Source organism: Streptomyces lacaronensis, from assembly GCF_047337785.1.
GTDB classification, from domain to species: Bacteria; Actinomycetota; Actinomycetes; order Streptomycetales; family Streptomycetaceae; genus Streptomyces; species Streptomyces lycopersici.
This window is the reverse complement of record NZ_JBLHDK010000003.1, coordinates 11,526,353-11,545,361: the sequence shown is the minus strand read 5'-3', so window position 1 is coordinate 11,545,361 and position 19,009 is coordinate 11,526,353. Positions and strand designations below refer to the sequence as shown.

Below are 19,009 nucleotides of genomic sequence, written 5' to 3'. Positions count from 1 at the left end.
CCTCCGTGCTGCCGGCGCGGATCCAGAACCGGTGCCCATCGTCATCGACCAGCTCGGTCAGCACCCGGTCGTACCCGGGCCCGGCGGCGGGACCGGTGCCCATCGAGACGCAGAGGCAGGTCCCACCGGGCTCGGTGCACTCCACCGCCACCAGAAACGCCCCGGACCTCATGCCCCGATAGACCGGGCCGGGGTGCGGCCCGGCGGTGAGAATCCGGTCCTGGACGGCGATGGCCCGCAGGTCGCACGAGCGGACACCGAGGAACGCGAAACGGGGTGGCGCGATGTCGTCCGCCTCGATGACCAGCTCTCCGCCCGCGCGTTCCGCCGGCCACTGGCGGACCCGGGCGGGACGCAGAACGTCTTCCACGACTGTGGGACGGCCGCCTTGGCGAAGGCAGCGCCATCCGTACGCGACCGCGGCCGGTACTGCCCGGCCTCGACACGGCCCACCTCGGTCATCGCCCGGCAACGAGGCCAGGTGCGCGCACTTCCCGTCCTGAGTGCCGGAATTCCGGCCCCGACACGGCCGTGATCGACCGAATGCGCGGGGCGCCACCGCTGTGTGTGCGTATCAGCCACGTCTCACCGCGGCCCGGACGGGCCACCGCTACTGCCGGAAACACGGCACCCGGCAGGCGCGCCTCACCGGCGTCAACCGGGCTCCACGCCAAGCCGTCGGCGATAGCGCAGGCCGGGGCGTCCGCCAACGGTGGCGTCCGCCACGACGGTGAATCCATTGCGGCCGAGGACGGTCATGGAGGCCACGTTGTCGAGGGTGGTGTACGCGGTGAGGGTGGACAGCCGGTACTCCGTGGCGGCCAGGCGGCACACCTCTTCCACCGCGGCGGTTGCCATCCCCCGGCCCGCGGCGCGCTCGCCGATGCGGTAGCCGAGTTCGGCGTCCCCTTCCTCCACGTCCACGAGATTGACGCGGCCGACCAACTCCCCCCGGTCGTCCACGACGACATGGAAGTGACACACACCGGCGTCCTGCTCGTCGAGCCGCGCACGCAGCAGGGAGGCGAACTCCTCGAAGTAGGCGTCCCCCCGGTCCGAGATCGACCGGGCGAAGTACTCCCGGTTCTCGCGCTCGAAGGCCAGCAGGGTGGGCGCGTGGTCGGCCCGGAGCCGTTCCAACCTCAACATGCCCAAAAGTATACGTAACGAGGGCCGCGCCCGGCCGCGGTCCGGACCCGCCAAGCATTCGGTGCGGAATTCTCCCCGGTCCGCCGTATCCCCGGGAAGGAAATCCACAATCTGCTTGTGCATCATGCCTATCCCTCAAGTATCCGGCGCGAGTAGCCTGTTCTTCCGCCGATACTGTCGTGCTTGGGAGGCTGAGAGCCAGTGATCGTACTCGGTTACAACGGATTCAGCAGAGGTGCGGAGCTTTTCGGGCGTCTCTACGGGGCGACTGGTGTCGGTCGTAATCTTTTGGTGGGTCATGACGCCGCGGCGGCTCTGGTGATCGACGGCGAGGTGGTGGCGGCAGTCGAGGAGGAGCGACTGAGCCGGGTCAAGAAGACCTCCGATTTCCCGGCGCACGCAATCAGCTGGTGTCTGAACTCCGCCGGTGTCGACCTCGACCAGGTGGACGTTTTCGCTTTCCCCTGGCGGTTTTCGTCGACGGTGGCCGAGGAGATGATTTCGGGGATATGCGACTCCGACCTGCCGGTCGCGGCCAAGTTCGACGCCCTGCGCAGCACGGGTGAGCTCTACACCGGCATGCTCAGCCCCGACGCGGTGTACCACGACTTCACCGAGCGCACCGGCTACGAGCTGGATCCCAACAAGCTCACCCTGGTGCCCCATCATCTGGCCCATCTCATGTGCGGCGCCTACCTGGCCGGCGGGGGCGACGCCGCCTTCCTGGTGAGCGACGGCCGGGCGGAGACGCTGTCCTCCGTCATGGGCGAGCTGCGGAACGGTGTGGTCCGCCAGTTCGACGAGAGCGCGGTCCCCATGACCAGCTCGCTCGGGGTGGCGTTCGGGCGGATCACCCGCTATCTGGGGTTCGTACCGAACAACGACGAGTACAAGGTCATGGGCCTGGCCGCGTACGGCCCGCCGCCGCGGCACAACCCGCTGCTCGAGCGCGTGGTGCGGCTGCACGAGAACGGCTCGTACACCATCTCCACTCCCCGGGACATATCGGCGTACTACGCGCTGTTCGACGACCTGTTCGGCGGCGACAGCGAGAAGCGCGAGCAGTTCGACTTCCGCGTCAAGGTCGCCGGGCTGGCACAGCACATGGTCGAGGCCGTCACCGCCCATCAGGTGCGGGCGCTGACCGCGGCCTCCGGCCTGGACACCCTGCTCTTCGAGGGCGGGCTGGCGCTGAACTGCGTGGCCAACACGAAGATGCTCGAGAGGTCGCCGTTCACCGGTATGCAGGTCAGCTTCGGGGCCAGCGATCCCGGGGTCGCCATTGGCGCGGCCGTGTACGCCGCCGGTCTCAGGAACCGGCCCGCCGACGCGGTCACCACCCCCTACCTGGGGCCTTCGTACGACGAGCGGCAGGTCCAGGACGCGCTGGCGGAGTACGCGGACCGCGTCGAGTGGCGGGAGGAGCCCGACGCCGCCTCCATCGCCGACCGGACGGCGGAGCTGCTGGCCGGGAAGAACGTCGTGGGCTGGTTCCAGGGCCGGAGCGAGTTCGGGCCGCGCGCCCTGGGCAACCGCAGCATCCTCGCCAACCCGGCCTTCCCCGACATCAAGGACATCATCAATCTCCGGGTCAAACACCGGGAGCCCTTCCGGCCGTTCGCGCCCGTCATCCTCGAGTCGGAGGCCCCCCGCGTCTTCTCGATGGGCAAGAAGACCTCGTCCCCGTATATGACCTTCGTCTTCCCGGTGCGGAAGGAGTACCAGGAGCGGATCCCCGGCGCCTGTCACGTGGACGGCACGGCGCGGGCCCAGACGGTGAACGATCGGCAGAACCCCGCCCTCGCCCGGCTGTTGCGCGCCTTCACGGCGCGGACGGATGTGCCCTGCCTGCTCAACACGTCCTTCAACGTGGCCGGTGAGCCCATCGTCTGCTCACCGCGGGACGCGTTGGAGTGCTTCCTCGCCACTGAGATCGACTATCTGGTCATGGACCGGTTCGTGATCACCAAGAGGGGGAGCTGAGCCGCCGGCCCGCGGGGTGCGTGCGCCCCGCGGGCCGGCGTTCCTCAATTCTTCGGGAGCTGAATGGGCTCGTTCGGCCCGCCCTTTGTCTCGATGGTCAGGAACGACAGAACGTCATCGCCGATGTTCTTCAGGTCATGCAGGTGATATCGCCCCTCGGCGCAGCAGAAATGCTGAGACTGTCCACGGGCATAAGAGATCTCATGCGTGGTGCCATCGCTCGAGTGCTGGCGGGCCCGCCCGTCTGTCAGGGCTATCCAGAAGTAGTCCAGCACATGCCGATGGACGGGAATTCGCTCCCCCGGCTGAAGGTGGGTCTCCCAGATGCGCAATGAATCGGTCTCTTTCACCAGCGTCTGGCCGATCCGCCCATGATGGGCGTTGGTGTCGAATTCCTTGTGCAGCTGCGGGCTCCAGCGGGCATAACCCTCGGCGACGACAGTGCTGGACAGAGTGATTTCGGAGCGGGATTCCTTACCCACGAGCGGGATCCTTTCGCTGAACGACATGACTCACAGAGCGGAGGAGAGTGCTTCCAGCAGAGCGGTGTTCGCGCGCCGATCGCCAATGGTGATACGGCAGGTATCCGGGATCACCCGCCCGGTGTCGGCGACGACGATGCCCGCGCCCCGAAGCTGGTCCATCACGCGCTCGTGCTTGTGCAGCCGGACGAAGAGGAAGTTGGTCTCCGAGGGGAACACCCGGGCCACCGCGGGGTGCCCGGTCAGCGCCGAGGCCATCCGGTCACGTTCGGCACGGATGCGCCGGATACCGGCGAGCACCCGCCGTACATCGGTCAGCCGGTCCCGCACGGCGTGCTGGGAGGCGTTGGTGAACCCGAAGGGCACCTGCACCCGGCGCAGTGCGTCGATGATGCCGGGCTGGGCCAGGGCGATTCCGCAGCGTGCGCTTGCCAGCCCCCATGCCTTGGAGAGTGTCCTGAGCACGATGAGGTTGTCGTGCTGGGCGATCAGCCGGGCGTACGAGGGCTTCTCGCTGAACTCGACATAGGCTTCGTCGATCACCACCAGCCCGCGGCCGCGAACCACCAGCTCGTGGACCTGCTCCGGGTCGAGCCTGGTCCCGACGGGGTTGTTGGGGTCGCACAGGATGGTCACCCGTGGATCGGCCGCCAGGATGCGCTCGGTGTCGAGCTGGGACAGGTCGTCGCCGTGCAGCGGCACCTCGACGACGGGCAGGCGCAGGAGGTGGGCGAAGTGGCCGTAGAGCGGGAAGGTGGGCGGCGTGACGCAGACGCGCTCACCGGGTGACGCCAGCGCCGCCAGGAGCAGCATGACGCCGTCCACCGAGCCGCTGCTGAACAGCAGGTGGTCCGCGCTCAGCGCGTCCACGCCCTCGTGGCCGGGCAGGGTCGCGATCGTGGCCAGGTAGGTGCCGGCCAGCTCTGTGGTGTCGAGGTGGGGGTACTCGCCCGCGGCGCCCAGGAACGGGTTGGTGTTGCTGGACAGGTCGATCGTGTCGAATCGTGGCACCTGGCGGAAGCGGGCCGGGCCCGGGACCGGCACCCCCGTGACGGGGGGAGCCGCGTACTCCGACAGCGGGTGTTCCGCTCCCGCCTCCTCCGGGGAGGCGAGGCCGGGGGCGCGCAGCCAGTGGTCGAGGGGTACGAACAGATCGGCTCCGAGGCGGCGCATGCGCGGGACGTCTCCCCGGCCGAGGTGGACCCACTCCAGGCCGGAGCGCCGGGCGTGGAGGTACAGCCGGTACACGGACGCGGCGAAGAGGTCGTCCCGTGCGGCGGGGTCGTCGTGGTCGATGGCCTGTGTGAGGGAGTAGATCCCCCGGCCGTTGTGGGACGTGGTGATGAGCCCGGCCTGGACCACGGCGTTCTGTTTGCGGCGCACGAGCAGCTCGGTGCGATTCGCCAACGGGCCGTGTGCCAGGGCGTCGAGGGCGTCGGCGCTGTACAGGTTGTCGTGGCCGCCGTGGCGCTCGGCCTGACACTGGTGGAGCGTGACGAAGGCGTCTCGCGCCCAGGGACTTCCCGACAGCTCGCTCAGCCGGATCCGCTCCCAGGTCACCTCGAGGGAGACCTCGCGGTCGCGGCGGCGGAGGTCGTTGAGTTGTCCGGCGCCGATGCGGGTCCGCAGGGTCTCGTCCACCTCCGCGGTCAGCCGGACGACACACTCGCTCTCGGTGGCGATCGGAACGAGCCCTGCCGCCCGCAGCGCGCTGGTGTCGTCGCTGCGGCGCACGTTGGGCACCAGGATCTGGGGCACGCCCAGTGTCTCGGCGCGGCGGACCAGTTCATCGAGGGCGTGGCGGGTGGGGGCGGGGGTGGTCGGGTGGTACGGGGACCCGCCGCCCACCAGGGTGGGGCGCTCGAGCACCGCGGGGTCCACGGCGGCGAACGCGCCCGCGCCCTGGCCTAGTCGGCCCAAGGAGCACACCGGGTCCGGGGACCCGAGGGCGGCGGACAGCACATGCTGAAGCGCGTCGATATCTGCGGACCTGCGCATGCTCGTTCTCCACTCCTCGTGGTCACTGGGGTGTCCCGGCTCCGTGCGCGTCCAGGTGCGCGGCGACGCGGTCGCGGTACTCCTCGAACAGGTCGGCCACGGTGCCGGCGATACCGGCCCGCCAGCCGATGGTGCAGTCGCCGATCAGGCCACGGCGGACGTCGTGGTCGAAGATGGCCGTTTCCCGGCTGTAGTCGCCACGGTCCAGCCGCACCGGCACTCCGGTGAGCGCGGACAGGTACTCCAGCAGATCGGTGATGCCGACCTCCTCGTCCCCGCCCCAGTTCACGACCCGCGCGGGTGCCCGCGCCACGTCCCACAGCAGTGGCACCTGGCGCACGACGTCATCGGTGTGCAGCAGATTGCAGTAGTTCTGGCCCTCGCGGGGCACCGCGCACGGCCGCCCCTCGCGCATCTGGTTGAACAGGATCATGGGTACGCCGCCGTGGCCGTACGGGCCGTAGGCGATGTTGAGGCGGGCGATCACCGTCGGCAGTCCGAGCGTCTCGGCCAGACCGCGCGCCACCCCCTCGGCAGTGATCTTGGCGACGGGGTACGTCGGCAGCCACGGCGCCGCCCCGCCCAGCGGATCGCTCTCCCGGTAGCGATGTGTCCGATCGGCACGGTTGTAGACCACCCCGGACGAGACGTACAGGAACGACTCGGCGGCGGAGCAGTGGGTCATCAGCCGTGCGGTCCCGACCGCGTTGACGCGCGCGGTGTCCTCGAAGTCCTTGCCGTCGCCCCGGTGCACCGCCGAGTGCAGCACATGGGTGAAGTCGCTCGGCAGGCCCTCCAGGTCATCGGTGGCCATGTCCCAGACGGCGGTGTGGGCGCCCGTTTCCTCCAGCGCCTTGCGGGCGTGCGGGTCGCCGAACCGGCCCAGGCACCACACCTCGTTGTCGACGGCGAGCGATGCGGCGACGGGCCTCGCGACCTGTCCGGTCCCGCCGGTGATGAGTATCTTCTTGCCTTGCATGATCGGCCGCTCCTGGTGGTGTCAGCGGTTGCCTTTGCCGGTCCTCAGCCGAGCGCGCGGGCCAGTTCGTGCCGCAGGGTCGCCTGGAAGGTGTGCACATGCTGCGGGCTCATCAGGGTGTAGTGCTCCCCGTCGACCTCGATATAGGCGTTGGGGCCGCGGGTGAACTCGTCCCAGTGGCGGAGCTGGTGGTCCAGCCACTCCTCCTTGGTGCCGCGCAGCGGAGTGCAGTAGAAGACCTTCACCCGCCCGACCGAACCCGAGGGTTCGTAGCCGCGGCCCAGGTGCACCATGCTCTGTGCGAGGTGCACCCAGTCGGCGAACCGTTCGAGGGTGAGGTCGAGTTCGGTCAGCCGCCGCTTCGGGGCATGGTCGATCAGATGGGCCAGTTGATCGGCCTCGGGCAGTGGCCGGAGGGTGGCGGTCAGCCGCTCGATGTCGGTGGCGTCGATGAGTTCGAGGAACAGCGCCAGGTTGATCGCGCCGTCGGTGAAGGTGATCTCGTTCATGCGGTCGGAGATCCGTGGTGGCAGGTTGAAGACGCCCACGAAGTCGACCTTGTCGCCGTCGGCTTCCAGCCGCTTGGCGATCTCGAATGCCACCGCCCCGCCGTAGGAGTACCCCGCGACGGCGTAGGGGCCGCTGGGCTGCGCCCGCCGGATGGCCTCGACGTAGGTGGACACCATGTCGTCGAACGATCCGAAGTGGGTCTCCCCCCGCCCGAAGCCACGGGCCCGCAGCGCGTAGAACGGCCGCTCGCCGGTGAAGTACTTGGCGAGGTTGACGAACACCAGCACCTCCCCCAGACCGGGGTGGACGCAGAAGAGCGGCGTCCCGTCCCCGGTGATCTGCAGCGGCACCAGCGGATCGTAGGTGGCGTCGCCGCCGGCGCCCTGCCCTGCGGTCAGGCGGCCGGCCAGCGCTCGTACGGTCGGCGCCTGGAGGAGCGTGGACATGGGCACGTCCTCGATGCCGAACGCGGCCTGGATCTCCAGCTTGAGCCGCAGCACGTCCAGCGAGGTGCCGCCCAGGTCGAAGAAGCTGGCGGTGGCCGACACCGCCTTGGTGTCCAGGACGCGGGCGTAGATCTCGGCCAGTGCGGTCTCCACCTCGCCGTCCGGCGCCACATGGCCGCCGAGGAAGCGGGTGCTGATCTCGTCCGACCGGCGGGCGGCCTCGTCCAGGCTCCCGTTCTCGACGGCGGCGCGCAGCCGCGACCGCTGGGTCTTGCCGAGATTGCCACGGGGGATCTCGTCCTCGGCGACGGGGAGGATCAGCTGCGGGCGGAACCCCCAGTGCATCACCGTGGAGCTGCGGATCGCCACGATGGCCCGGTACACCGCGATCTCGTCGGCGGGGTCGCCCGCCGGGACGAACGCGATGGCGAGCTGTTCGGTGTCGGCTCCCTCGGGCCGTATCGGGAACGCGGCGACGTGGCCGCGCTTCACCCCGTCCAGCTCGTCCAGGACCGCTTCCAGGTCGTGGCTGTAGTAGTTGACACCGCTGATGATGATGGAGTCCTTGCTGCGGCCGACCAGCATCAACCGGCCCTCGGAGTCGAGGTGGCCCAGGTCTCCGGTGCGGAACCAGCCGTCGGCGGTGAAAGCCTGCGCGGTGGCCCGCTCATCGCCGAAGTAGCCGCCGGAGACCATCGGGCCGTGCAGCTGCACCTCCCCCGCCTCGGCCGCGCCGGGCCGGTCGGTGGAGGCCAGCACCGCGCCGTCGTCGCCGGTGACGCGAATCCGCAGGCCTTGCACCGGGCGGCCCAGCGGGGGGAACTCCGTCTCCAGGTCACGGGTGGCGAAGTCGCGGTTGAACACACTGCCCGCGCAGGTCTCGGTCATCCCGAACGCGGGCACGATCACGTCTCCGCGCAGTCCGTAGGGCGCGAGCGTGTCCAGGAACGCCCGTACGGTGGCGGTCACGGTGGCCTCACCACCGGAGATGATGTGCCGCACCTGTGACAGGTCCACCTCCTGCCGCGACGGGGGCCGCCCGGCGAGCGCCTGGTTGATCTGCCCGAACAGGAAGTTGGGGGTGAACGTCACTCTCACCCGATGGGCCGTCAGCAGCCTGAGGAACTCCACGGGGTCGCCCAGCACGGTGGCCGGCACCGTCATGACCTGAGCGGCGCCGTTGAACATCGGCAGCAGATGCGCCTCGATCGCGGCGATGTGGTCGACCGAGATCCAGTTCAACGAGGTGTCGTCGGGCCCGAGTCCCAGCGCCCCCGCCTTACCCGCCTGCGCCGCCAGCAGATTGGCGTGGGTGAGCCTGACCGCCTTGCTCGATCCGGTGGATCCCGAGGTGAGCATCAGCAGGGTGAGATCGTCCGGCGCGGGCACATGGAGCTGATCGGGTTCGGCCGCCGCATGGCTCAGCTCCTCGACCGTCACGGACCGCAGCCCGACCTCGGGCAGCTCTCCGTGAGCCGTCTTGGACACGATCACCAACGGGTCGACCAGAAGCGTGCGCAGATGCTCCAGCTGGGCACGCCACCGGGAAGGGTCGGCCGGCGGTGCGACCGGGCACGGCACGGCACCGGCGAGTACGCATCCCCAGAAGGCGCGGAAGAAGATCTCCGGATCACCGGCCGCGATGAGCACTCGGTCGCCCGGGGCGGTGCCGCGCTCCCGCAGCCCTTGCGCGATCCGGCAGGCGCACTCCCGCAACTCGGCGTAGGAGAGGAACGGGCCGCCGATGAACGCGATGCCTTGCGTCGTGTCGCGGGCCGCACGCTCGAGCAGCCTCGGGAGTGTCGGAGCATGACGTTGATCCGGCATGGGCGAAGTCCTCCGATCAGAAGGGACGGAACACCATGGCGAGCAGGGCTGGGGGCGCGACGCCGTACCGGGGAAGGGCACCGGGGCCGGGCTCTGACATCGCCATCGGCGGTGGTGCGGATCGTGGGGGCGCGGCCGAACGCGGCTGGGGCGGGCGGAGCTCGGCGCCCGCGGAACGTGTGATCGAGGTGGACGCGACTGTGTCGGCGCCGGGGTGGCCCGGGCCGGTGGCTCGGTCGGACCGGCCGTCAGATCAAGTGGATCCGACCTCGTTGAACCGCACGATGTCCTCGATCGTCCTCTGCAGTTTCAGCTCATCCGGGTCGGAGACGATGGCCTGTCCCACGCGGCCATACGGCCCGACCGGCGCATCAGGCGATGAATCATAGACGATTTCATCGAAAAGGAAGTTTCGCTCAAAGTCACTCTGGGTTAAATTGCACCCGCCTGCGCGGCGCAGAAGAATATATCCATGGAAGCGCTCCGGCATCCGCTGGTCGCCCAGGGCCCGGGTCGCCCCCTCCCCCAGCGCGAGACTGATTTCAACGTCGAAGAGATCGACGCCGTATGTCAGCCGATTGACCTGAGGGGACAGCGCTCCGGGGAGACGGATGGCACACTCGCCGAAGGTCAGCCCTTCTTCTGTCGTGAACGCTTCCATATGGAATACACAGTCGGGCGCGTTCAGGCTGGTGAGCGCCTGACCGGCCATCGCCTCCATCTCATGGAACAAGACGGAATGCCGCTTCCGGTCCAGGACATACGCGGACAGGATGCCGCCCTGCACGGCCCTGAGCGGTGAGGCGTGATAGCCGCTCATGGACGACCACTGAAGGTCTCCCTTTTCCCAGACGCCGTCGAGGTAGACCTCCGGAGCGTCCATGAAGGACTCGGCGACGACCTCGACATCCGACCGACCGGTGAAGGGCGTCAGGGCCTGTGCGTACTCTTCCGGGGTGCGCACGATGTTCGTACGGAGAGCGCCGGCCCCGGTCGCCGGCTTGACCACGAAGACCTCTCCCAGATCGTCGGCGAGCTCCGTGAACGACGTGCCCATCGGCACATGACGGCAGAGCGCTCGCCTGATCCGGGGCGGCAGCATGCTCTTCTGGAGGTACTTGTCCCGGAAGTGGAGAGCCGTCCTGGAATCGGCATTCCCGGGAAGGTTCAGCTGCTGCCGTAAGTAGGTTGCCCCGAATACGCCCATTTCATGGACGCTCAGCACCCCGGCCACATCGCCAATGTCCGCGGACAGCACCGCTCGGAAGATTTCCTGGGCGTTCTCCATGTCGGCGACCCGGGTGAATCTTCGACTTTTCGGCGGGCTCGCCGGCGCCTGGACAATATAGTAAGGATCAATGCCGCGGCGCTGCAGTGCCTGATCGAGATCGCCTCTGTACCCGATAACAATCATCGTCGGCATTCTCGCCTCCCCGTTACGGCTGGCCAGAACTTGAAGAAGTCATTTGCCGTACTGCCACCCGATATGGATTCGGGTCGACCGGTGGATCGTTGATGTCTCGCGATGAGCTACTTCGAGGCCAGCACCGAGGCATCGTTTCACAGGGATACGAAAATGTGATCCATTGACGATGCGCTTGTGACGCAAGTCACAAGCCGGAGAATGAGCACTAATGGAATTGCCCGTTCCATTCGTGCTCATGGAGTGTTTTCGCCATTCCGGTCATATCTCGTATAGCACTACATGGAGAAAATGACGCGGCGGTCGCCTCAAAAGCGGCGGGGGTGTCCCGCGCCATCGGGTCCGGGCGGCGCCCCATGGGCCGGACAGGACGTCTGCTGCCTGGGTGCGGCACACCCAGGCAGCCGGTCGCGGCGTTTCGTAGCCTGGCGGCATGGGTGACAACGACCTGGGAGAATTCCTGCGGAGCCGCAGGTCAGGACTTCGGCCCGAAGAGGTCGGGATGGCGAGCCACGGCACCCGCCGCGTTCCCGGGCTGCGCCGTGAGGAGGTCGCGGTGCTGGCCGGTGTCAACGCCGACTACTACACCCGCCTGGAACAAGGCCGGGAGCGCCGTCCCTCCGCGCAGGTGCTCGACGCGCTCAGCCGCGCGCTGCGCCTCGACGGCGACGCCCGGGACCATCTGTACCGGCTCGGCGGCACGGTGCCCGACGAACCCGCCGCCCGCGCGTCCGACCAGGTCAGTCCCGGGTTGCGGCAGCTGATGGACGGCTATCCGCACACACCCGCCTTCGTGCTCAACCGGACCCTGGACATCCTCGCCACCAACGCGCTGGCCGACGCCCTCTACTCGCCGTTCCACCCGGCGGACAACCTGGCCCGCATGGTGTTCGCGGACCCCGCGGGCCGCACCTTCTACCAGGACTGGGACCGGGCGGCCCAGGCCACCGTCGCGAATCTGCGCCACGCGGCGGGCTACGAGCCGGACAACCCGCGCCTGCGCGGGCTCGCGGCCACCCTCACCGAGGACAGCGCGGACTTCGCGCGCCTGTGGGACAGCCACACCGTGCGCGGCAAGACCCAGGAGGCCAAGCGGTTCCTGCACCCCGACGTCGGCCCCCTCACGCTCGGCTACCAGGCGTTCGACGTACGGGAGGCCCCGGGCCAACAACTCGTCATCTACCACGCGGAGCCCGGAAGCGGCAGCGCGGAGGCGCTGCATCTGCTCGGCTCCATCCACGCGACACGCACCCGGCCCTCTCCCCGGGGCGCGGACCGCGCCTGAATGAAGACGTGGTTCGGGCGCGGACACCTGGTGAAGGGCCGGTGAGTGCCGGCCCCACACGATGGCCGGTGGGTGCCGGCCCCTCACGGCCCCTCACGGTCGGTCGTCAGCCGGCGCGCTCAGTCCCGCGCGAGCAGTTCGAGCGTGTCGATGACGCGGTTCGAGAAGCCCCACTCGTTGTCGTACCAGGCCACCACCTTGATGTGCTTGCCGTCGACGCGGGTGAGGGCGGCGTCGAAGATGGACGACGCCGGGCGGCGGGTGATGTCGCTGGAGACGAGCGGCTCGTCGGAGTAGTCGAGGATGCCCTTGAGCTTGCCATCGGCGGCGGCGCGGTAGGCCGCGAGCACCTCGTCGCGGCTGACGTCCCGGGAGACCGCCGTGTTCAGCTCCACGATCGAGCCCACCGGCACCGGTACGCGGATCGAGTCACCCGACAGCTTGCCGTCGAGGTTCGGCAGCACCAGGCCGATGGCCTTGGCGGCGCCGGTGGTGGTGGGCACGATGTTCACCCCGGCGGCGCGGGCACGGCGCAGGTCGCGGTGAGGGCCGTCCTGGAGGTTCTGCTCCTGGGTGTAGGCGTGCACCGTGGTCATGAAGCCGTGCTCGATACCGGCCAGGTCGTCCAGTACGGCTGCCAGCGGGGCCAGCGCGTTCGTGGTGCACGAGGCGTTCGAGACGATCACGTGCTCGGCGGGGTCGTAGGCATCGGTGTTCACGCCGTAGGCGAGCGTGACATCGGCACCGGCGGAGGGGGCGCTCACCAGCACTCGCCGGGCACCGGCGCGGAGGTGCGCGCGGGCGGCGTCGGCCGCGGTGAAGCGGCCGGTGGCCTCGAGCACGATGTCGACGCCGAGCTCGGCCCACGGCAGTTCGGCGGGCTCGCGCTCGGCGAGCACCCTGACGCGGCGGCCGTCGACGACGAGGTCGGTTCCGTCGACCTCGACGGAACGGCCGAGGGGGCCGAGCGAGCTGTCGTACTTGAGCAGATGGGCGAGGGACTCGGGGGCGGTGAGGTCGTTGACGGCGACCACCTCGAGGTCGCTGTCGCGCTCGAGCAGGGCCCGGAGGGTGTTGCGTCCGATGCGGCCGAATCCATTGATGGCGATGCGGGTCATGGAGATTCCTTTCGTTTCCGCCCCCATCGTCGGCATCCCGGTCCCCGGCCGACAGCGGCATGATCGCCACCACACGCAAGGATCTCGCCACAGCCATCGCACCCTTCACATGAACGGCGCCCGGAAGAGGGCTCAGGCCGAGAAGGTGTGGCGGTACTCCGTCGGGGAGGTGCCGAGAATGCGGTGGAAGTGCAGACGCAGATTCGCGCCGGTGCCGAGCCCCACCCGGTCGGCGATCTGCTCCACGCTCAGATCGGTGCGTTCGAGCAGTTCACGCGCCAGGTCCACGCGCGCCCGAAGCACCCACTGCATCGGCGTGTAGCCGGTGTCCTCCACGAACCGCCGGGAGAAGGTGCGCGCCGACACCCGCGCGTTGCGGGCGAGCGCTTCGAGCGTCAGCGGCTCGGCGAGGTGCGCCAGGGCCCATTCCCGCGTACTCGCGAACAGGTCGCCGAGCGGCTCGGGCACACTCCGGGGCACGTACTGCGCCTGTCCCCCGCTGCGATACGGCGCCGCCACCAGCCGTCTCGCCACATGGTTGGAGAGCCCGACGCCGTGGTCGCGCCGCACCAGGTGCAGACAGAGGTCGATGCCGGATGCCGCGCCCGCCGAGGTGAGCACGTCGCCCTCGTCCACGAACAGCACGTTCTCGTCCACCCGCACAAGCGGATGCCGCTGGGCGAGAGCCCTCGTGTAGTGCCAGTGGGTCGTCGCCCGCTTGCCGTCGAGCAGGCCCGTGGCCGCCAGCGCGAACGCCCCGGTGGAGATGGCCGCGAGCCGGGTGCCACGCTCGTGGGCGGCCATGAGCGCGCTGACGACGGCCGCCGGTGGTTCCGTGGTCGCCGGCTCCCGGTAGCCGGGGATGAAGACGGTGTCGGCGTGCTCGAACGCCTCGAGCCCCTCGGCCACGTGGTATGAGAGTCCTTCGCCACCGGTCACCGGCCCGGGCGCGGCGCCGCACACCCGCAGCTCGTAGGGCATGCTCGGCCTGTTGGAGAACACCTGCGCGGGGATACCGACGTCGAGTGGCTTCGCACCGTCGAGCACGAGCACGACGACATGGTGGTTCTTCCGGCTCATCGGGCTCCTTCGGCTTCCGCGATCGAACGGGGCCCCGCGCGCACCCGTGACCTCGATGACGACTACCGCGAGCATCCTGCCACTGGCCGCCGGGCCGTCCGGCCACCGAGCACCCAGCTGAGGTCGTGTTCGGTGTGCTCCCGCGACCGGACGCTGAGCTGGTCGCTGATCCACATCTTGGTGGGCCGCGGCACCCGTGGATCGGCGACAAGTGCTTCCAGGTCCTCGCGCGTTGTCGCGTACGAGCGGCGGATCGCGCAGCTCACCAGCCCCAGGGCGTACCGCTCCGGAAAGACCACGCGATCGGCGTCGTCCTCCGGGCCGCGCTCCTTGAGGTGCTCCCACAGTCTCCGGTACACGGCCGGCGAGCCGCGGTCGAAGATGCTGTCCATCGCGCCACGGAGGGACTTGGCGAGGTGGTTCTCCGCGGCGCGGCCCTGTTGTGAGGCCACGGCCGCGCCGATGACACGGATCAGCAGCTCGGCGGCGGGTGCCGCGCCGTGAGCGGCGCTGAGCCGCCGTACCAGCTGGCCGAGCCCACTGATCAGTCCGGCGTCGGTCGGTGGGGCGAAGGCCAGGTCGAGGGCGGTGGTGAGGGCCGTGGGGGTGAGCGGGCCGGACTCGCAGGCGGCCTGGAGCAGGGCCTTGCGGGCGGCGTTCCGGGTGGCGGCCGACGCGTCGTCGAGGACGGGGATGGCTCCGGTGGCGTCGAACACCAGCTCCGAAAGGAAGGTGTGTGCCGTGGTGTACTGGGCGGGTTCGAGCGCCGCGACGGTTCCCACCAGCCCGAGGAAGGCCGCCCGGGTCTTCTGGTCGGAGAAGGTGCGGTACCGGGGCAGGAGTTCGGTCAGGCCGGGCGCGGGGAGGACGTCGGCGGACACCGAGCACTCCCAGAGCGTGAGCGCCTGGCGCTGTCGCTTTCCGCTGTTGCCCTCGGCGATCTCGTCCGCGATCAGCCCGGCGAGGGCCGATGCCGATGCCCGTAGCGCGGTCAGCACCCGCTCATGGGCGAGGGGCGGCAGCGGACCCGTGCCCTTCTTGGCCCGGCCGGTGGTGATGGCCTCCAGGAGTACGGTGTCGGCGTCCATGAGCGACAGGTTCACCAGCAGACCGATGTGGCGTTCGGTGTGGAGCCCGGCGTCCGTGACCGCCCGGTGCAGGGACTGACGGACGAGGCTCCGGGCCGTGGCCGGAGCGGTCGTCGCCTTCTCGATCCTGCTCACGGCGGTGGGGTGACCGCCGAGCGCGGCCGGCAGCAGGAGCGTGGCCAGGCCGTCCCGGGAGAGCCACAGCTCGGAGTCGGCGTCCCAGCCGGAGAGTTCCAGTACCTGCCGCACACGCTGCGCGGGTACGTCCCGGTGGGCGAGGATCCGGCGGGCCACCAGCGCGAGCCGCTGCGAGGGCGTGACCGGCTGGTTCTCGGGGCAGGGCAGCGCCTTGAGCAGGGCAGCGAGCCGGTGGACGAGACGTTCCGCGGCGGCGCAGTCGGCGCTGAGCAGCAGCGGGAAGACCATCCGGTGCTGGAGCGCGTGCGGCGCTCCCGGCCCGGTCATCGCCAGACAGCGGTCCAAGGTGGCCTCGATGGCCCAGTGGCCGTGCGGCAGAGTGGTCAGGACGGCCGTGGCGGCGATGAGTCCGGCGTTGCCCGCGGTGTCGTGGTCGTCCGCTTCGAGGAGCGCCACCGCGGTGTCGAGGCGGCGCATCCAGGGGTGGGGGGCGGTTGCGGGACCGCCGCCGGGGGTGTCGGGGCCGTCGGCGTCGCCGACCGGGAGTCCGTGGTCACCGGGGAGCCCGTGGTCGTGGGTCCAGGAGGCGGCAAGCACCCTGGCCAGGGCGGTTTGGAAGAGCTCGACATCGTACGACTTCCGGGCGGGACGCACACGCTGGAGACGCTCCTGGACGGCGGCGGCCCACTCCACCGAGCCCAGTGTTTCCCAGTGCCGTGCCCAGAGGGTCATGACGCCGGACGCCAGCTCCGACAGCCCCCGGGTCAGGGCGAAGTCGAGCACTTCCATGAGGCCCGTCCGGGCTGACGCCACATCGACGTGTGACGTCAGCACGAGCAGCCGAGGCAGCACGTCGAGGCCCGCGCCGGCCGCACGGCGCCGGGTCAGCTCCCGTACGCAGCCCCAGTCGGCGAGGGCGGCGTGGACCGCGAGCGAGTTCTGGGCGGCCAGCCGTTCCAGCGCTTCGAGCACGGCCTCCTGCAAGCTGGGCTCCTGCCTCTCCCACAGCCCGTGGAGCTGCGGGAGCAGGGCGTCGACGTCCGTCTCGCGCACGGTCGGGGCCAGCACCGCGTACCGTCGCGCGACGCCGTGCGGCGCCGTCGCGAGCAGGGGCTCGACGGGCACGCCCACGGCCGGGTTCCGGGCCGCGACGGCCACGGCGACGGTGTGCAGGATCATGGCGTCCTCGTGCGCCGCCATGCGGATCAGCGTGTCCCGCACCGGGCCGCGATACCGTTCGGACCCCGCGGCGAGCATGAGGAGTTGTTCCAGGATCGCCCCGACGAAGAAGTCACGGGGATGGGACCCGATCCACTCGCACAGCGACAGCAGCGCCCACGCCCCGCCGGTGAGGTGCAGCAGGCCGCGCGCGGCCGCGTACTCGAACATGGTCTGGTGGAAGAAGTGGACGCCGTCCGAGGCTCCCCTGCCCAGCACGCCCCGGTCGAGCAGCAGATCCAGGGACGACCGGACGCGGGCGGGTTCGTACGGCCACGCGGGGCGGGGGCCGCCGTGCGGCGAGGTGAGCCGGTCGACCAGATCCTCGCGTGACAGCTCGGTACGGCCGGCCGACATCAGCACGACGGCGATCGCGCCGGTGATCGAGGAGAGATCCTCCGGCGCCGTGGCGCTCTGGTTGCCGTGCTGGCGCCGGTCGGTGACGACCCGGTGGTCCCAGTAGCGGCGGTACAGGCCGGTGGCGTCGATCTCGGCGCTGGGGAACGCCCCGTCGTCCCGGGCGAGTTCGAACAGCAGCCGCAGCTGGAGGGGGCTTCGGCACACCTCGCGCACCGGCAGTCCGCGGGCCACGGGCTCCATCAGCGTCCGCACCCGTGCCCCGTCGTCCCGGGGGACGGCGTCGGGGCAGTAGAGCGCGGCATGGCCACGGATGGCGTGGGGGATCTCGCCGTCGTCGTAGGGGCCGAGCGACATCCGGAGGAAGCCGGCGCGCAATCGGTTCGCCTCCTCCGGACGGGAGGTCAGCACCAGGCGGACACCGGCGGCGGCGAGATCCTCGCACAGGTCGAGCAGCGTCATCTCGTGGTGGTCGTCGTGCAGCAGCAGATCGGCGGTGTCGAGGAGCACGACGGGTGTACGCCCCCGCGTCCGGGCGTGAGTGGCCCCGGACACGACGGTCGCGGGGGCCAGCATGGGCGTTGCCGAGGTGCCGCTCAGGCGGCGCAGCAGCCAGGCGGCGTTCACCAGGAAGACCTCGGCGTCCTCCAGAACGGTCAGGTCCCGGGCGAGGCCCCACAGCAGGCTGCTCTTCCCGTTCCCGGCGTCCCCCGTCACCAGGACCGCCTTCGGATCATCGTCGTAGAGGGCCTCCACCACCCGGTCCTGGATGGCGCGCCGCACATACAGCCCGCCGCTGAGCTGCGGTGGGGAGCCGGTGTCACCGTCCGGCCGCGGGGAGTCCACGAGGTCCAGGTCGTCGGAGAACCTCCTTGCCCAGCGGAGGAGTTGGCGATGTGCGGCAGGTCCGGTGTCAGGTGGGGTTCCCGCATCTGGGGGCGGGGGCGTCGGACCTTCCGGGAACCGTTCCGGTGCCGGGTCCGTGGGCGTCACCGGCCCAGGTGTGACGGCGGGGCCGCCGCCGGGTGGCAGTTCACGGAGGACGGAGAAGGCGAAGGCGGCGGCGTGGCGCGCCGCGCGGGACTGCCAGCCCTCGGCGTCCGCGTCGTACTTCTTGCCATCGGCCCGGTCGCTGATCCCGCGGACGATCAGGGCGGGTAACGCGGCGTTGAGATGGGCGGCCTGGGCCACGCCCGCGCCCTCCATCTCGATGGCGGCCGCGTCCTGGTAGTTCCGGCGCAGTTGCCGTCTCAGGGGCGAGTCCGCCGAGTTGAGGACGACCTCACCGGCGGCCACCGGCTTGAGGTGTACGGCCGGACGGGCGGCGCCGGGCGGGCGGTCCCGCAGTAACTCGGTCCACGCACCGGACCTGCGGGCCATGCGGGCCAGCTGGTCGAGTTCCTGACGCACCGGCCAGACCCGCGGGCGGGAGTGGAACTCGCCGTCCTCGTCCTTGCCGCCGTGGTACGCGTACACATGCGTGGCCATGACGACGTCCCCGAGCTGGACATCGCCCTTGAGGGCGCCCGCCACCCCGACGAAGGCCACGGCGCGCGGGCCGAACATGGTGATCGCCCGCTCGGTCAGTACGGCCGAGCCCTGGTTGCCGTCGCCGAGTTCGGCGAGCGCCACCCGCCACGGCGTACCGTCGAGCCGGCCGACCTCGAACAGGGTGCCCGCCGGGTGGAGTCGCGGCCGCGGATCGACCAGGTGTGCCCGGACCGCCTCGTACTCCACGTCCAGTGCCGTCAGCACGACGAGTGAGTCGCTGTGCTGCCCGGTGCTCTCCACGTCTCCCCCCGGCCACGGCCGACCCCTCGTGCGGCCCGCGGGCGAAATGCTACCGTCCACGATCTCCTGGGGCCGGGACCAGCGGCGTACCGGACGCGCGACGGACGCACGAGCCGCCGTGACCATCGGTATCGCCG

Annotated in this window: 11 protein-coding genes; 2 read left to right on the top strand and 9 right to left on the bottom strand. The window is 70.1% G+C overall.

The features are described from left to right. Nucleotides 1-654: 654 nt before the first annotated feature. The gene (locus tag ACMTAK_RS49575; protein ID WP_413812289.1) at nt 655-1,149 is read right to left on the bottom strand and encodes a GNAT family N-acetyltransferase; all 495 of its coding nucleotides are present in this window, start codon (nt 1,147-1,149) and stop codon (nt 655-657) included. A 201-nt stretch (nt 1,150-1,350) separates the two neighbouring features. Between ACMTAK_RS49575 and ACMTAK_RS49570 the strand changes: the two genes are divergently transcribed. Then, a complete protein-coding gene (locus ACMTAK_RS49570; protein ID WP_413812288.1) occupies nt 1,351-3,132 on the top strand; it encodes a carbamoyltransferase family protein in 1,782 nt (593 codons plus the stop codon). A 44-nt stretch (nt 3,133-3,176) separates the two neighbouring features. On the opposite strand, the gene ACMTAK_RS49565 is transcribed toward ACMTAK_RS49570, so the two are convergent. The 5 genes from ACMTAK_RS49565 to ACMTAK_RS49545 all read right to left on the bottom strand — a co-directional run bounded on the left by ACMTAK_RS49565 (nt 3,177) and on the right by ACMTAK_RS49545 (nt 10,797). Next, nucleotides 3,177-3,614 carry a cupin domain-containing protein gene (locus ACMTAK_RS49565; RefSeq protein WP_413812287.1) on the bottom strand — a complete coding sequence of 146 codons (438 nt, stop codon included), beginning with the start codon at nt 3,612-3,614 and terminating at the stop codon, nt 3,177-3,179. Between the two features lie 30 nt (nt 3,615-3,644). Next, nucleotides 3,645-5,612, bottom strand: a complete 1,968-nt coding sequence (locus ACMTAK_RS49560) for a pyridoxal phosphate-dependent aminotransferase (protein WP_413812286.1) — start codon at nt 5,610-5,612, stop codon at nt 3,645-3,647. Between the two features lie 22 nt (nt 5,613-5,634). Further along, the gene (locus ACMTAK_RS49555) at nt 5,635-6,591 is read right to left on the bottom strand and encodes an NAD-dependent epimerase/dehydratase family protein (protein ID WP_413812285.1); all 957 of its coding nucleotides are present in this window, start codon (nt 6,589-6,591) and stop codon (nt 5,635-5,637) included. A gap of 44 nt (nt 6,592-6,635) precedes the next feature. After that, nucleotides 6,636-9,374, bottom strand: coding sequence for an alpha/beta fold hydrolase (locus tag ACMTAK_RS49550; protein ID WP_413812284.1), 2,739 nt, complete (start codon nt 9,372-9,374; stop codon nt 6,636-6,638). Nucleotides 9,375-9,627: 253 nt separating this feature from the next. Continuing rightward, nucleotides 9,628-10,797 carry an ATP-grasp domain-containing protein gene (locus tag ACMTAK_RS49545; RefSeq protein WP_413812283.1) on the bottom strand — a complete coding sequence of 390 codons (1,170 nt, stop codon included), beginning with the start codon at nt 10,795-10,797 and terminating at the stop codon, nt 9,628-9,630. A 433-nt stretch (nt 10,798-11,230) separates the two neighbouring features. Between ACMTAK_RS49545 and ACMTAK_RS49540 the strand changes: the two genes are divergently transcribed. Next, nucleotides 11,231-12,082, top strand: coding sequence for a helix-turn-helix transcriptional regulator (locus ACMTAK_RS49540; RefSeq protein WP_413812282.1), 852 nt, complete (start codon nt 11,231-11,233; stop codon nt 12,080-12,082). Between the two features lie 119 nt (nt 12,083-12,201). Here the strand turns inward: ACMTAK_RS49540 and gap are convergent, their stop codons facing one another. The 3 genes from gap to ACMTAK_RS49525 form a co-directional block, all read right to left on the bottom strand. Further along, nucleotides 12,202-13,200: a type I glyceraldehyde-3-phosphate dehydrogenase gene (gene gap / locus ACMTAK_RS49535; RefSeq protein WP_413812281.1), complete on the bottom strand. Its 999-nt coding sequence runs from the start codon at nt 13,198-13,200 to the stop codon at nt 12,202-12,204. 132 nt (nt 13,201-13,332) lie between these two features. After that, the gene (locus tag ACMTAK_RS49530; RefSeq protein WP_413812280.1) at nt 13,333-14,280 is read right to left on the bottom strand and encodes a GlxA family transcriptional regulator; all 948 of its coding nucleotides are present in this window, start codon (nt 14,278-14,280) and stop codon (nt 13,333-13,335) included. A 62-nt stretch (nt 14,281-14,342) separates the two neighbouring features. Then, on the bottom strand, nt 14,343-18,872 hold the full coding sequence (locus tag ACMTAK_RS49525) for a phosphorylase family protein (RefSeq protein WP_413812279.1): 4,530 nt from the start codon (nt 18,870-18,872) through the stop codon (nt 14,343-14,345). Between the last annotated feature and the right edge of the window lie 137 nt (nt 18,873-19,009).

Coding starts and splice junctions, on each gene's coding strand:
- ACMTAK_RS49575 (WP_413812289.1), bottom strand. CDS start 1,149: ATGTTGAGGTTGGAACGGCTCCGGGCCGACCACGCGCCCACCCTGCTG.
- ACMTAK_RS49560 (WP_413812286.1), bottom strand. CDS start 5,612: ATGCGCAGGTCCGCAGATATCGACGCGCTTCAGCATGTGCTGTCCGCC.
- ACMTAK_RS49555 (WP_413812285.1), bottom strand. CDS start 6,591: ATGCAAGGCAAGAAGATACTCATCACCGGCGGGACCGGACAGGTCGCG.
- ACMTAK_RS49550 (WP_413812284.1), bottom strand. CDS start 9,374: ATGCCGGATCAACGTCATGCTCCGACACTCCCGAGGCTGCTCGAGCGT.
- ACMTAK_RS49545 (WP_413812283.1), bottom strand. CDS start 10,797: ATGCCGACGATGATTGTTATCGGGTACAGAGGCGATCTCGATCAGGCA.
- ACMTAK_RS49540 (WP_413812282.1), top strand. CDS start 11,231: ATGGGTGACAACGACCTGGGAGAATTCCTGCGGAGCCGCAGGTCAGGA.
- gap (WP_413812281.1), bottom strand. CDS start 13,200: ATGACCCGCATCGCCATCAATGGATTCGGCCGCATCGGACGCAACACC.
- ACMTAK_RS49530 (WP_413812280.1), bottom strand. CDS start 14,280: ATGAGCCGGAAGAACCACCATGTCGTCGTGCTCGTGCTCGACGGTGCG.